The organism is Mesorhizobium sp. M1078, assembly GCF_040318615.1.
In the GTDB taxonomy this organism is placed as follows: Bacteria; Pseudomonadota; Alphaproteobacteria; order Rhizobiales; family Rhizobiaceae; genus Mesorhizobium.
The window spans coordinates 1-13,219 of the sequence record NZ_JAMYMP010000035.1; the positions used below are offsets into that span (position 1 = coordinate 1).

The following is a 13,219-nucleotide window of genomic DNA, read 5'->3' on the forward strand; positions in this document are numbered from 1 at the left end:
ATCGTCTCGGCCCAGCCGTCATCAACAAGCGATTCGTGTGTCATCGCAGTGTAGAATCACACCCGATTCCGCAGGGCAATACCTATCTTAGCGCCTATGCCCTGAAGGGGGAGATTAGCTGCTAAGCCGCCGCCGTTCCGGCTCGCTATCCAGCCACGCCACATCCTCCGCCGACAGCTTGATATCCAGCGCCTTCAAACTGTCCTCCAACTCGTCCAGCGTGCGCGGGCCGATCAACGGCACCGACGGAAAAGGCTGCGCCAGCACATAGGCGAGCGCGATGTGGATCGGACTTTTGCCCAGGCGCTGCGCCAGCTCGATGGCACGGTCGCGGCGGCCGAAATTTTTCTCCGAGTACCAGACCCGCACTAGCTCCTCATTGTCCTGCTTGTCGCGGCCGGCGCGGTCGGTGAAGAAGCCGCGGCCCTGGCTCGACCAGGCGAAGTTGGGCATCTGCCTTTTCGTCAGCCAGGATTTCCAGTCGTCGGTGGACGAGGTGATGCAGCCGGCCCAGATCGGTTCCAGCATCTCGGCCAGCGAGAAATTGTTGGAGAGCACGCCGGGCTTCTGCTTGCCGGTGCGCTCGGCATAGGCAATCGCCTCGTCCATGCGCGCCATCGTCCAGTTCGAGCCGCCGAACGGGCCACGGATGCGGCCGGCCTTGACCTCGGCGTCCATCGCATCGACGAATTCGCCGACCGGCACATCCGGGTTGTCGCGGTGCATGAAATAGAGGTCGACATGGTCGGTCTGCAGCCGGTCCAACGACTGGGCGAGCTGCTTGCCGATGACATCGGGATAGCAGAGCGGCGAGTGGGCGCCCTTGGCGATGATCACCGACTGCTCGCGCACGCCGCGATTCCTGAGCCACTGGCCAAGCAGCGTTTCGGTGTAGCCGGCGCCGTAGACATAGCCGGTGTCGAACAGATTGCCGCCGGCCTCGAAGAAGGCGTCGAGCAGGATTGCGCCCGACGAGAAGGTGCGGAAATCCTCGAAGCCGAGCGCCACCACGGAGGTCGGCTTCGACAGGCCCGGAATCTTGCGCTTGCCGATGGCGGTGCCGCCGGTGCGCAGCGGCCGGCCCGAAAGGGTGTTCGTTCGCTTAGCCGGCTTTTCGATCTCATATTCGAGCCCGACGGCAGCGCGCCATTTGTCGAGCACACGCAGCGTGCCGAGACTGTCGGCCCAGCCCATGCCCGGCCAGGCGAATTCCTGTTTGCCGGCCAGGATCGCCTCGCCGGCGGCGTCGACCTCGAAGGAATAGAGATGGCGGGTTTCGTTGACGCTGATGGTCTCGCGCGTGTCGTCGGCGAGAGTTACATCGATCCGGCCAGGGCCGCCATCGCGGTTGCCGCCGCCGGCGAACCAGAAATCCGGCACCTCGATGCGGCCCTTGGTGCCGAGGATGCGCAGGACATTGTCCTGTTTCAGCGAGATGCTGCAGGACACCTCGGCGACGACGCCACCGGGGAAATGCAGCAGCGCCGAGGCCCACTCGTCGACGCCGGACTTGCCGAGATGGGCGGTGCCGACAACCTTGTCCGGCTCGGCAAAGGGTTTTCCAGTCGCAGCCCCGGCAATCAGCCGCACCATCGAGACGGGATAGCCGCCGACATCTAGGATGCCGCCGCCGGCGAGATCGTTGGCGTAGAGCCTGTGCTCGGGCATGGAGCCCGGCATGGCGAAGCCGAAGCTCGACTTGATCAGCCTGACATCGCCAATGACGCCCGACTTGATCAGATCGACCAGCTTCGCCGTCTGCGGGTGAAGCCGGTACATGAACGCTTCGCCGAGGAAGGTGCCGGCCTTGCGCGCAGCATGGATCATGGCGTCGGCCTCGAAGGCGGTCAGCGCCAGCGGCTTTTCGCACAGCACATGCTTGCCGGCTTCCGCCGCCTTGATTGCCCATTCGGCATGGCCGGGATGCGGGATGGCGATATAGACGGCGTCGACCTCGGGGTCAGCGAGCAGCGCGTCGTAACCGTCGAGGATGCGGGCGCCGGGAAACGTCTCGGCCAGGCCTGCCTTGCCGGGATTGCGGGCGCCGAGCGCCACGATCGTGCCGGTGCGCGAGCCTGCCACGCCGCGGGCGAACGCTTTGGCGATGTCGCCGGGCCCGAGTACCCCCCAGCGGATGGGCGCGGTTGCAGTCATGGTCATTCTCCTTGCATAGCTGGAAGGTCAGCGCAGCCGCTGGCCGTTTTCATCGAACAGATAGGATTTGCGGATGGACACGGTGATCGCCTGGGTGTCGGGGACCTTTGCCGCGTCGCGCTGGATCACCAGGTCTTCGCCATGGGCGGTCCTGGCATAGATGAAGCTGGTGCCGCCGAGATGCTCGACCACGTCGATGCCGACGGTGAGGTCGGCGTCGCCTTCGCCGCCATTGCCGAAATGTTCGGGCCGCACGCCGACAATGACCTTGGCTCCTGTTTGCGGCACGGCGCCGGTCAACGGTTGCATAATGCGGGTCATTTCCTCGCCCACCAGCTCGACGGTGACGCTGCTCGTGTTGCGCCCGACGACGCGGCCCTTGATGAAATTCATCTTCGGCGAGCCTACAAAGCCGGCGACGAACTGGTTGTCGGGATTGTCGTAGAGATCGAGCGGCCTGCCGATCTGCTCGACATGGCCGCCGCGCAGCACGACGATCCGGTCGGCCAGCGTCATCGCCTCGGTCTGGTCGTGGGTGACATAGATCATCGTTGTGCCGAGTTCCTTGTGCAGGCGCGAGATCTCGACCCGCATCTGGACGCGCAGCTCGGCGTCGAGATTGCTCAACGGCTCGTCGAACAGGAAGACTTGCGGTTCGCGCACGATGGCGCGGCCGATGGCAACGCGCTGGCGCTGGCCGCCGGACAATTGCCTCGGCCGCCGCGCCATCAACTCTGTGATGCGCAGGATTTCGGAGGCCCGCTTCACCCGCCGCTCGGTGTCCTCCTTGGGGTTGCCGGTCATCCTGAGGCCAAAGCTCAGATTCTGCTCCACGCTCATGTGCGGGTAGAGCGCGTAGGACTGGAACACCATGGCGATGCCGCGCTCGGCCGGCTCGACATCGTTCATCACCTTGCCGCCAATGGCGATCTCGCCGCCGCTGATATCCTCCAGCCCGGCGATCATCCTGAGCAGCGTCGATTTTCCACAACCCGACGGGCCGACAAAGACGACGAACTCGCCATCGGCGATATCGATATTGGCGTCATGGATAATCTCATAGACGCCGAAGCGTTTTACGACATTGGTGAGGGTGACTGCCGCCATATCGCTGTTGTCCCTACTTGACGGCGCCGGCGGCGATGCCGGCGATGAAATGGCGCTGCAGCAGAACGAAGACGACCAGCATCGGCACGGTCAGCATGACGGCGCCGGCCATGATGCCGCCCCATGAGACCTTGGTCAGGCCGATCAGCGTGCCGAGCGCCACAGGGGCCGTCATCGCGCCGGGCTGGCTGTTGATCAAAAGCGGCCAGAGATAATTGTTCCACGAGGCGAGGAACAGGATGATGGCGAGCGCCGCCAGCATCGGCCGCGCCAGCGGCAAAGCGACGAACAGGAAGATACGCCATTCCTTGACGCCCTCGACACGTGCCGCGTCGAAAAGGTCGGCCGGCATCATCGAGAAAGCCTGGCGCATGAACAGCACGCCCAGCGAATTGAACAAGGGTGGCACGATCAGCGCAATCCAGGTGTTGGCGAGCTGGAAGTCGCGCGCCACCATGATGAATTGCGGGATCAGCACCACCGCATAGGGCAGCGTGATGGTGCCGAGGATGATCGCCACCACCGCGCCCTTGCCGAAGAACTGATAGCGGGCGAGCGCCCAGCCGGCCATCGAGGTCAGCAGCACCGAGAAGAAGGTGTAGGTCACCGCCACCGCCACCGAAATACCGATAGCGCCGACGAAATTGGTGTCGCGCTGCAGGTTGTTGAAATTGTCGACGAAATTGCCGTGCGGCAGAAGCTCGATGCCGGGGCTGAAAATGCCGTTGTCGGGCATGGTCGAAAACACCACCATCATCCACAGCGGAAACAGCCAGATCACCGCCAGCGGCGTCAGGACCAGATGCAGCAGGACGCTGCGGCCGAGCCGTCGTTGCGAGAGCGAACTCATTTCGCCTCCCCTCTCATTTGGGCTCTCGTGTCAGCCACAGTTGCACCAGCGTGATGGCGATTGCCAGCCCCGCCATGGTGTAGGCGACGGCCGAGGCGTAGCCGAAATTGAGCGAGCGAAAACCCTGGCGGTAGAGCAGCAGGCCAAGCGTCTCGGTGCCGCCGCCGGGGCCGCCGCGCTCGGTGATCAGGAACGGCTCGGTGAACAGCTGCATGGTGCCGATGATCGACAGCACGGCGCAAAACACGATGACCGGCTTGAGCAGCGGCAGCGTTATGTAGAAGAACTGCTTGAGCTTGCTGACGCGGTCGAGCGTCGCTGCTTCATAGACATCCTCGGGGATCGACTGCAGGCCGGCGAGCAGGATGATGGCGTTGTAGCCGGCCCAGCGCCAGGTTACCGCGATCATGATCAGCGCCATGGCCGGTGTGACGTTGGAGAACCAGTCGATCTTGGACAGGCCGACGCCGGCGAGCAGCTTGTTGATGATGCCGAAATCGAGATTGAACATCAGCCGGAACACGGCGGAATAGGCGACCTCGCCGACCACCACCGGAGCGAAGAAGGCGAAGCGGTAGAGGCCACGTGCTTTCAGCAGCGGCGAGTTCAGCAGCACCGCCATGACGATCGCCAGCGAGATCATCACCGGCACCTGGATGACGAGGATGAGCAGCGTGTTCTTCAGCGCGTTGAAGAAAGCGGGGTCGCCGATCAGGCGGCCCCAGTTGAACGTCGGCGCAAAGCGCCAGGGCACCGTGCGCGTCGCCTGGAAGGAAATCATGAACGAGGAGATGATCGGCCACACCCAGAAGATGGCGAAGATCAGGAGGTAGGGCGTGAGGAAGCGATAGGCCGTGGCGTTCTGGTAGCGCATGGTTCCTCCTCCTTCCTCTTTCCCGGCTGATATCCGGCGTGTTGTTAGCCGGCGGACGCCGCCGGCAATTGGCGATCTGTTGGGCGAGAGCGTCCCTTTCCCCGCCACTATACGGGGAGAGGATGCCGGCAGGCAGGTGAGGGGCAGCGCCAACGGTCCGGCAAATTGCCCTATATCTGGCCCGCCAGCATCACCGCCTTGGTCACTTGATCGGCAGTCCCGTCGCCGAAGCGATCTGGCTGGCGGCGTCGTCGAGGGCGGCCTTGGCATCGGGATAGCCGCCGCCGAGATATTTGGTCTGCACGGCGCGCATGATGATTTCGGCGTCGCTCTGGAACGGCGTGCCGCGGCTCGGCACCACCTTGGGCAGCGTGGCGAGAATGTCCTTCCACACTGCCTGGCCGCCCCAATAGGGCAGGCCTTGCGAGACATAGGGATCGTCGAGCGCCGAGATCAGTGACGGCACCAGGCCGAAATCCCTGAGCATGGTGATCTGGCCTTCATTGGTCTCGAGCGTGTATTTCAGATAGGCGTAGGCGGCCTCCTTGTTCTTCGAGGCTGAGGTGATGGCGAGCGACGAGCCTCCGAGATTGGCGGCGCGCGGGCCGTCGGCGGTCAGGCTCGGCATCAGATAGACACCCCATTTGCCGTTTTCGCCGGCGGATTCGGTGCGGATGGTGCCCTCATACCAGCCGCCATAGACCTGGGTGGCGACGGTGCCGGCGGTGTTGTTGGTGATCTTGGTGCCCCAGTCGGCCGACGAGATGATGCCGGCGTCCTTCATGTCCTTGATCTTGGCCAGCGTGTCGACGCATTTCGGCTGGTTGACGGTGATCGACTGCCCATCGGCGGCGAAATAGCCGCAGCCCTGTTCGTTGGAAATCATGCGGAAGAATTCGGTGTCGCCGTTGAAATCGGCATTGGTCATGGTGACGCCGGGATTGGCGGCCTGGACCTTCTTGCCGGCGGCGATGAAATCGTCCCAGGTCTTGATCGAGGCCGGATCGACCCCGGCCTTCTCGTAGAAGTCGCGGCGGTAGAAGGCGGCGACTGGGCCGGAATCCCACGGCATGGCATAGGCCTTGTCGCCGACCTCCAATTCGGTGCGCTTGAAATCCGGGAATTTCTTCTGGTCGTCGGCGGTGTAGCCCAGCGTGTGCAAATCGACGAAGCAATCGGGGAACTGGCTCCAGTAGTTCTCGGCCTCGCCGTTTTCGATCGAGACGATATCGGGCAGGCCGACGCCGCCGGCCGCACAGCCGGCGATCGACTTGTCATAGGTCGGCTGGTTGCCGAGATCCTGAACGGTGACCTTGACGTCGGGATACTGCTTGTTGAAGCCGGCCACCGTCGCCTTCAGCGACGAAGCGGCGATATTCCAGCTCCAGATCGTGATTTCGCCGGACTGCGCCAAAGCCGGGCCTGAGCCCAGGCCAAGCGCCAGCGCGGCACAGATCAGTGTCGTGCGCATTGAAATCCTCCCATTTCATTTGCTCTCTCTTCGCGAGCATGGCTAGACTAGGCGGCGCGGAAGGCTTGTCCCTGACAACGGGAATAAAAGATGGGCGGAAAGTAAGATGCCGGAACGGCCGTTTTACCAGCCTGGCGCCAGCAGCGTCGAAGGCCTGCCGATGGCTTTGCAGATGTTTCACAACCATCCGCTGGTGATGCTGAAGCCGCACTGGCATGCCCAGGTCGAGGTCAATTTCATCGTCCGCGGCAGCGTGCATTACCGCATGAACGAGCACGAGATCTCGCTGTCGGCCGGCGACATGTGCCTGTTCTGGGGCGGGCTGCCGCACCAGATGGACGATCTCTCCGACGACGCCATCTATGCCGGCGCGCATCTGCCGCTGGTGCATTTCTTCCGCCTGCATCTGCCGACGGATGTCCGCCACAGGCTGATGACCGGCGCCACGCTGGTGACATCGGCGACCGACCAGGCCGACCATCACAATTTCGAGCGCTGGAACCGCTATTTCCGCTCGGGCGATGCGGCGATAACCGAGCACGCCGTGAACGAGCTGCTGCTGCGGTTGGAGCGGGTGCGCTTCGAGCCCTACCGGCTGGTGCCGGAAACCGCCATCGGCCAGGAACCCGGCGGCCCGTTCGACCAGCAATCGCTGCGCAATGTCGGTCGCATGTGCGACTTCATCGCCGAGAATTTCCTCTACGACATAGACTGCGTCGACATCGCGGCGGCGGCCGACATCCATCCCAAATACGCCATGAGCATTTTCAAGAAATCGACCGGCATGACGCTCAACGAATATATGAATCTGCTGCGGCTGAGCTACGCGCAGGCGCTGCTGATGCATGAAGACGCCAATGTGCTGCGCGTCGCCATGGATTCAGGCTTCGGCTCGCTCAGCGCCTTCAACAAATCCTTCCGCAAGCTGGCAGGGATGTCGCCCTCGGATTTTCGCCGGGGTGCGGTGGGCCGATAGGTTCAACGGTCATCTTGATCAACCCGCAGCCGTTCCGGGTGGAAACATGTGCAAGGCTAATCGCGACCGCCTTTGTCGGATGCGATCATCAACTTGGAGAAAGTTGTCAGCGACTTGGCGTTTCATGAGCGCCTTCCCCCACTCCGTCGCTGCTTCGCTCGACGGAGTGGGGTCGACCTGGCTCTGGCGTTGTCATTTCAAGCCGGGACCGGTGCCCTCCGCCCGAGGAAACCCGACAATTACCGCCAGCCCAGGCCGGCGATCCTCCAGCGCAATCGTTGCACCATGCAGGTCGGCGATGGCCCGCACAAGGCTGAGGCCCAGGCCGCTGCCGGGCGTGGTGCGGCTGGAGTCCAGCCGGTAGAGCCGCTGGAACACTTTTTCGCGCTCCTGCGCCGGGATGCCGGGGCCATTGTCGGCGACCTCAGCCAGAATGCGGTCGCCTTGCCGCCGCACCGATAGAAGGATTGCCGTGCCATCGGGGCAATGCCGCAGCGCGTTCTCAACCAGATTGGCAAACAATTGCGTCAGCAGGTCGCGGTCGCCGTGGACCAGGCATGGGGTGCCGTGGACGATCGTGGCCGACAGCGACTTGCCGTCATCCTCGGCGACACCGGCGTAGATTTCGGCAATGGCATCGATGACGCCGGTGAGGTCGAGATCGACAAAGCGCGACTTGCGGGCGCCGGCCTCGATCTGGGCAATACGCAACAGCGCATCGAAAGTATCGTTGATCTGCAGGCTTTCCCCACGTGCCTCCGCCAGCTCATCGGCAACGGCCTCACCCCGCGCGGTCCTGTCGGCCGCAGCTTCCAAAATCATCTGCAGCCGGTTGAGCGGCGTCTTCAGATCATGCGCGATGTCGGCGCTGACCTGGCGCATGCCGTCCACCAGCGCCGCCAGCCGCTCCAGCGCGGCGTTGACCTGGCGCGAGACGCCGTCAATGTCGTCGCCATTGCCGAGCAGTGGAATGCGGGCGTCGAGCCGGCCGTTGGAGACATCGTCCATGGTGGTGGCAATGCCGTCGAGGCGACGCTGCACACGCGACGCCAGCAAGGCGCCGCCAGCCACCGCCAGCCCTGAAATGATCAGGGTGGCCCAGCCGAAGCTCATCAAAACGATGCGTTCCAGCTCCTCAGTTTCGGAGAGCGAGAAGGCGATTGTCAGGCTGTTGGGCCCGACCGAACCGGTCCAGGCGCGGTACATAGTGTCCGGCGCAACGCCTGGCAGGGAAGCGGCAAAATCCGAAAAGCCATCGGGAAGGTCGGCGGCGGTGAAATTCCCGGCCAGGCGATTGCCGGCGGGATCGGTGAGCGAGAACAGCTGTTCCTTGCTCGGGCTGAGCGCGGCGTGGCTGTCGACTGCCGAAACCAGATCCTCCCGGTCGTTTCCGGCATAGGTCACCGCCACGACCGAATAGGTCTCCTTGACCGACTGGTCGAGCTGCTCGGCAAGATCCGCGCTCATCAGCTGGTAGACGATGGCGCCTGACAGGATGAAGGCGAGCACGAACAGCAAGGCGAAGGTCAGGGCCAGCCGAAACGGCGTGCTGCGCAGCAGGCGAGAGCCTGTCTCAGTCATAGTGCGTTTCAGTCATGGCAAGCTTCAGTCATGGCAAGTTTCTGTCATGCCGCGCCTCAGTCGTGAACACTGTAGCCAGTGTTGCGCACGGTGTGGATCAACGCGGTTTCGAACGGCCTGTCGATCTTGGCGCGCAGCCGGCTGATATGGGTTTCGACGACGCTGGTCTTGGGGTCGAAGTGAAAATCCCAGACCCGTTCCAGAAGCATGGTGCGGGTGATGACGCGGCCCTCGCCGCGCATCAGCACTTCGAGCAGGCTGAATTCGCGCGGCTGCAGGTCGATCGCCTGGCCCTGCCTGGTGACGCGGCGCTGGATCAGGTCCATTTCGAGGTCTGCGATGCGCAGCGTCGTCTTCAGCTCCTGCACCGCAGGGCGACGGCCGAGCGCGTTGATGCGGGCGAGCAGTTCGGAAAAGGCGAATGGCTTGACGAGATAGTCGTCGCCGCCGGCCTCGAGCCCTTCAACCCTGTCGTCGACGCCGCCGACCGAGGTCAGAAAGATCGCCGGCGTGCGCACGCCCGCCGCCCGCACCGCCTTGATCATCGACAGGCCGTCGAGGCCGGGCAGCATGCGGTCGACGACGATCACGTCATAGGCGTCGCGTGTCGCGGCAAACAGCGCGTCATGCCCGTCGCGCAGCAGATCGCAGACATGCCCGGCTTCGCTCAGGCCCTTGACGACATAGTCTGCGGTCCTGGGGTCATCCTCAACAAGGAGAAGTCGCATCTCTGTTCCGGTCTGTTGCCGAGGCTTTGCCAGAGCGGCATGCTAGCACCGGCGGCGGTCCGTTCCTAGAATATCCGCCGGCGCCTGGTCGCTCGTGGTCGTTGCACATGTCCATAAGTGTCATCCGACCGGATCGCGCGCAGGGACAAGCATCCTGCGCAGCACGGCGTCTTTCAGAATAAAATGATGGAAGAGTGCCGCACCGGCATGAATGCAGATCAGAACGATGAATACCGGCTTTGCCCAAGTATGGACATCGCCCAAGGCAATCGTGGTGGTTTGCAGACGGACGCCCAAATTGTCGACCAGATTGTCGGTGATCAAGGTGCCGACGACGCTGATCAGCACCACCGCCAGCCAATAGGCATGGCACATAACGCTTCTGCGCGAATTGCAGCGCCAGCGCGACGACAAGGATGCCGGTCATGATCAGCGAGGTGACGGTCAGTCCGAAGCCAAGATTGACGGCCAGATAGTCGGCCGCCGTCTCGCTAGTGGGTGGCGAGACACCGGCGCTATGAGCCCCTGCCGGGGTGCAGGAACTATGATGAGCTACGCTCCCCCCAAGCCGGCAGCGAAGGCGTTCGACCAGCACAAGCGCCTGCTCGTCATACAAGTGGCGGCAGCCCTCGCCGTCATGCTGTTGCTGTTCACCAAGCCCTTTCTCGTCGAAGGCTCGGACGGGCACGAATACATTGAGGCGCTGGGCATCGGCTTCGTGCTGGTCTGCTTCCTTGGCCGTCTGTGGAGCATTCTCTATGTCGGCGGAAGGAAGAACGACGAGCTGGTCACCATCGGCCCGTTCTCGATGAGCCGGAACCCGCTCTACTTCTTTTCCACGGTCGGCGCGGCGGGCGTCGGGTTGATGTACGGCTCGGTGCTGGTGGCGGCGGCGCTGGCTCTGGTGAGCTACCTGGTGTTCCGGGTGACGGTGCGCAAGGAAGCCGAGTTCCTGTTTGGAAAGTTCGGCCCCGCCTACAGCGTCTATGCCGAACGCACGCCGCCTTTCTGGCCGAACCCGCTGCTGTTTCACGATCAAGCCGAACGCCGGTTCTCGACAAAGGCGTTGCGGCGGACATTCACGGAGGGCTCTATTTCCTGGCGCTGTTCCCGGCCATCGAGACGATTGAGCAGTTGCGGATCAGCGGCATGCTGCCGGTGTTTTTCACCCTCTACTGACCGGAGCGCCGTGCCGCGCGGCGCACGCTGTAGAGCAGGATGACGAGGCAGCCGGGCAGAAGCAGGACGCCGCCGGCAAGCGGCGGCAACGCCAGCAGCTTCACTGCCGCGGCAATCGCTACGATCAACAGCAGCGCCAGCGTCGCAAGGCTGCCGTCGTCGATGAACATGCCGACGAGCTCCTTTAGAATGAGGCGGACGACGTTCATCGAGCAACTCCTTGTGCAGCCTTGGGGTAGCTGGCGCGCAACCAGCGCACCATGGCGAAGCACGCGACGGCGATGATTGCGAAGATGGCCAGCAGCGCCAGATCGGCGCCCGGCCAGTCGGTGCCCAGGCCTTCGCCGGTCCAGAAAATGCCGAAGCTTGTCAACATCAGGCCGACGGCGAATTTGAGCGCGTTTTCCGGCACCCGCGCCAGCGGCCTGTGCACCGCAAGGCCGATGATCGTTACCAGGACGAAGGCTGCCAACGCGCCAAGGCTGGCATAGAAGGTCTGTGCATGCGCGGCGCCGACGGCAATGACGATGAACACCACCTCGACACCTTCGAGCAGCACCGCCTTGAAGGCCGCGAGCCCGGCCAGATAATCGGCGCGGCGGTCATTGGCCTGCTGCTGCAAAGCGGCGGTTTCCTTTGAAAAGGCCGCGTCCTCGTCATGCAGGGCGATGACGCCGACACTGCGCAAAATGGCCTTTCTCAACCAGCGCATGCCAAACAGGACTAGGAGCACGCCGACGACGAACTGCAGCACCGCAATGGGAATCAGCGCCAGCAGCGGTCCGAAGGCCAGCACCAGAGCCGCCAGCACCGCCACCGCCAGCGCCGCGCCTGTCAGCGCTGGCCGCCAGCTGCGGGTGACGCCTACCGCCAGCACGATGGTGAAGGCCTCGACCACTTCGACGAAGGAGGCAAGGAACGAGGCGGTCACGGTGGAAAGTATGGGCGTCAGGCCGTTCATGAAGGTTTCCTGTCTGCGGGAATCACTAGCCTGAGAAGGATACAGCGCTCCGGCGGAAGGGAGAACGCGCCGGCATCGTCGCCATGGTCTATCTGTTGCGTCAACATCGGTGGCCCGGTCGCCGGCGTCGCTACGAGCTGCTCGGCGTCGGCGACAATTTCAAGCCGATCGTGCTAGGCCTTGTCATTGTGCTCGCCGTCATTCTGGATGCCTATCGGGAAAAGCTGTTGAGGGTGATCCGATAAAGCGCGTCGCGCTTTTTGGTTTTTGTTTTATGGATGTCATTTTCCCAGATCCGCCGGACACTCCGGGCGACATGCACTAGGGGACAAGAAATGACGACGATTGCCGATGTCGCGCGCCATGCCGGAGTGTCGGTCGCAACCGTCTCGCATGTGATGAACCGCACGCGCCATGTCGAGCCGGAGACGGCCGAGCGCGTGCATTCGGCCATCGCCGCCTTGCGCTACAGTCCGAACACGCTGGCGCGCAGCCTGAGGCGCGGCGAGACCAAGACCATTGGCCTGCTGCTGCCGGACAATTCCAATCCGTTCTTCGCCGGCGTGGCACGCCAGATCGAGGATGCCGGCTTCCTTGCCGGCTATACGGTGATCCTGTGCAACTCCGACGGCAGCGCCGAGAAGGAGGAGCGCTACCTCCAGGTGCTGATGGCCAAGCAGATCGACGGGCTGATCTTTGCCGGCTCGTCCGATCATGCGCGGGTGTTCTCCAGCCTTCTGCCCGGCGTCCCGGCGGTGCTGATCGACCGCGAGATCCATTCGGTCAATGTCGATTCCGTGCTGGTCGATCACGATTATGGCGGCTATCTCGCCGGCCGCTATCTGGCCGGGCTCGGTCACGAGAAGATCGGCGTCATCGGCGGCCCGCGCGATTCCAGCTCCAGCCCCGCCCGCCTGCGCGGCTTCGCCAGGGCGCTGCAGGAAGCCGGCCTCGACCTGCCGCCGGCCTCGGTGGTGGATTCCGACTACCACTTCGCCGGCGGCCGCATGGCGATGGAGCGGCTGATGGCGCAGGCGCCGGGGATCACGGCGCTGTTTGCCTGTAACGATCTGATGGCCATGGGCGCGCTGACAGTGCTGCGCGGGCGCGGATTGCGGGTCCCCGGCGACATGTCGATGATCGGCTTCGACGACATACCCTATGCCGTCACCACCTGGCCGCCACTGACGACGATCGCACAGCCGGTCGAGAAGATCGGCACGCGGGCGGTCAGCCTGCTGCTCGAGCGGGTTGCCGAACCGGCGGCGCATTCGCGCCGCGAAGTGCTCACCCCGGTGCTCGTCGAACGGGAGAGCTGCGCGCCGTTGCGCGGCTGAA

The 13,219-nt window shown here is 63.6% G+C and carries 12 protein-coding genes and 2 pseudogenes; 4 read left to right on the top strand and 10 right to left on the bottom strand.

Translation table 11 applies throughout. The annotated features are described in order from the left end of the window. Positions 1-114 precede the first annotated feature (114 nt). From NKH38_RS27920 to NKH38_RS27940, 5 genes are all read right to left on the bottom strand, one after another. The gene (locus tag NKH38_RS27920) at positions 115-2,154 is read right to left on the bottom strand and encodes an aldo/keto reductase (protein WP_352764714.1); all 2,040 of its coding nucleotides are present in this window, start codon (positions 2,152-2,154) and stop codon (positions 115-117) included. Positions 2,155-2,181: 27 nt separating this feature from the next. Beyond that, positions 2,182-3,261, bottom strand: coding sequence for an ABC transporter ATP-binding protein (locus NKH38_RS27925; protein WP_352764716.1), 1,080 nt, complete (start codon positions 3,259-3,261; stop codon positions 2,182-2,184). A gap of 13 nt (positions 3,262-3,274) precedes the next feature. Continuing rightward, a complete protein-coding gene (locus NKH38_RS27930) occupies positions 3,275-4,111 on the bottom strand; it encodes a carbohydrate ABC transporter permease (protein ID WP_023672164.1) in 837 nt (278 codons plus the stop codon). A gap of 13 nt (positions 4,112-4,124) precedes the next feature. Further along, positions 4,125-4,985: a carbohydrate ABC transporter permease gene (locus NKH38_RS27935; protein WP_023745911.1), complete on the bottom strand. Its 861-nt coding sequence runs from the start codon at positions 4,983-4,985 to the stop codon at positions 4,125-4,127. Between the two features lie 202 nt (positions 4,986-5,187). Beyond that, the gene (locus NKH38_RS27940) at positions 5,188-6,456 is read right to left on the bottom strand and encodes an ABC transporter substrate-binding protein (RefSeq protein WP_023672162.1); all 1,269 of its coding nucleotides are present in this window, start codon (positions 6,454-6,456) and stop codon (positions 5,188-5,190) included. A 106-nt stretch (positions 6,457-6,562) separates the two neighbouring features. Between NKH38_RS27940 and NKH38_RS27945 the strand changes: the two genes are divergently transcribed. After that, on the top strand, positions 6,563-7,432 hold the full coding sequence (locus tag NKH38_RS27945) for a helix-turn-helix domain-containing protein (RefSeq protein WP_023672161.1): 870 nt from the start codon (positions 6,563-6,565) through the stop codon (positions 7,430-7,432). A gap of 192 nt (positions 7,433-7,624) precedes the next feature. Here NKH38_RS27945 and NKH38_RS27950 read toward each other — a convergent pair whose 3' ends face one another. The 3 genes and pseudogenes from NKH38_RS27950 to NKH38_RS27960 form a co-directional block, all read right to left on the bottom strand. Next, positions 7,625-9,013, bottom strand: a complete 1,389-nt coding sequence (locus NKH38_RS27950; protein ID WP_023692904.1) for a HAMP domain-containing sensor histidine kinase — start codon at positions 9,011-9,013, stop codon at positions 7,625-7,627. 56 nt (positions 9,014-9,069) lie between these two features. After that, complete coding sequence (locus NKH38_RS27955) at positions 9,070-9,741, bottom strand: winged helix-turn-helix domain-containing protein (RefSeq protein WP_023672160.1); 672 nt, start codon at positions 9,739-9,741, stop codon at positions 9,070-9,072. A 120-nt stretch (positions 9,742-9,861) separates the two neighbouring features. After that, positions 9,862-10,231: pseudogene (locus tag NKH38_RS27960) on the bottom strand (hypothetical protein); the annotation flags it as partial. A 57-nt stretch (positions 10,232-10,288) separates the two neighbouring features. Here NKH38_RS27960 and NKH38_RS27965 point away from each other — a divergent pair. Continuing rightward, positions 10,289-10,963: a methyltransferase family protein gene (locus NKH38_RS27965; protein ID WP_352764721.1), complete on the top strand. Its 675-nt coding sequence runs from the start codon at positions 10,289-10,291 to the stop codon at positions 10,961-10,963. Here NKH38_RS27965 and NKH38_RS27970 read toward each other — a convergent pair. Then, on the bottom strand, positions 10,914-11,129 hold the full coding sequence (locus NKH38_RS27970) for a hypothetical protein (RefSeq protein ID WP_023672157.1): 216 nt from the start codon (positions 11,127-11,129) through the stop codon (positions 10,914-10,916). The two genes, NKH38_RS27965 and NKH38_RS27970, sit on opposite strands and share 50 nt — an antisense overlap. Further along, positions 11,126-11,881, bottom strand: a complete 756-nt coding sequence (locus tag NKH38_RS27975; RefSeq protein ID WP_352764723.1) for a COG4280 domain-containing protein — start codon at positions 11,879-11,881, stop codon at positions 11,126-11,128. Before NKH38_RS27975 ends, NKH38_RS27970 begins: the two co-directional genes overlap by 4 nt. A 59-nt stretch (positions 11,882-11,940) precedes the next feature. On the opposite strand from NKH38_RS27975, the pseudogene NKH38_RS33480 reads away from it, so the two are divergent. Both NKH38_RS33480 and NKH38_RS27985 read left to right on the top strand, forming a co-directional pair. Continuing rightward, positions 11,941-12,126 (top strand): annotated as a pseudogene (locus NKH38_RS33480) (ABC transporter permease); the annotation flags it as partial. A 90-nt stretch (positions 12,127-12,216) separates the two neighbouring features. After that, a complete protein-coding gene (locus NKH38_RS27985) occupies positions 12,217-13,218 on the top strand; it encodes a LacI family DNA-binding transcriptional regulator (RefSeq protein ID WP_023692902.1) in 1,002 nt (333 codons plus the stop codon). Position 13,219 lies beyond the last annotated feature (1 nt).

Excerpts from the sequence above, each read along its gene's own strand:
- NKH38_RS27975 (WP_352764723.1), bottom strand. The coding sequence starts at position 11,881 with ATGAACGGCCTGACGCCCATACTTTCCACCGTGACCGCCTCGTTCCTT.
- NKH38_RS27955 (WP_023672160.1), bottom strand. The coding sequence starts at position 9,741 with ATGCGACTTCTCCTTGTTGAGGATGACCCCAGGACCGCAGACTATGTC.
- NKH38_RS27925 (WP_352764716.1), bottom strand. The coding sequence starts at position 3,261 with ATGGCGGCAGTCACCCTCACCAATGTCGTAAAACGCTTCGGCGTCTAT.
- NKH38_RS27935 (WP_023745911.1), bottom strand. The coding sequence starts at position 4,985 with ATGCGCTACCAGAACGCCACGGCCTATCGCTTCCTCACGCCCTACCTC.
- NKH38_RS27985 (WP_023692902.1), top strand. The coding sequence starts at position 12,217 with ATGACGACGATTGCCGATGTCGCGCGCCATGCCGGAGTGTCGGTCGCA.
- NKH38_RS27940 (WP_023672162.1), bottom strand. The coding sequence starts at position 6,456 with ATGCGCACGACACTGATCTGTGCCGCGCTGGCGCTTGGCCTGGGCTCA.
- NKH38_RS27945 (WP_023672161.1), top strand. The coding sequence starts at position 6,563 with ATGCCGGAACGGCCGTTTTACCAGCCTGGCGCCAGCAGCGTCGAAGGC.
- NKH38_RS27970 (WP_023672157.1), bottom strand. The coding sequence starts at position 11,129 with ATGAACGTCGTCCGCCTCATTCTAAAGGAGCTCGTCGGCATGTTCATC.
- NKH38_RS27965 (WP_352764721.1), top strand. The coding sequence starts at position 10,289 with ATGAGCTACGCTCCCCCCAAGCCGGCAGCGAAGGCGTTCGACCAGCAC.
- NKH38_RS27950 (WP_023692904.1), bottom strand. The coding sequence starts at position 9,013 with ATGACTGAGACAGGCTCTCGCCTGCTGCGCAGCACGCCGTTTCGGCTG.
- NKH38_RS27920 (WP_352764714.1), bottom strand. The coding sequence starts at position 2,154 with ATGACTGCAACCGCGCCCATCCGCTGGGGGGTACTCGGGCCCGGCGAC.
- NKH38_RS27930 (WP_023672164.1), bottom strand. The coding sequence starts at position 4,111 with ATGAGTTCGCTCTCGCAACGACGGCTCGGCCGCAGCGTCCTGCTGCAT.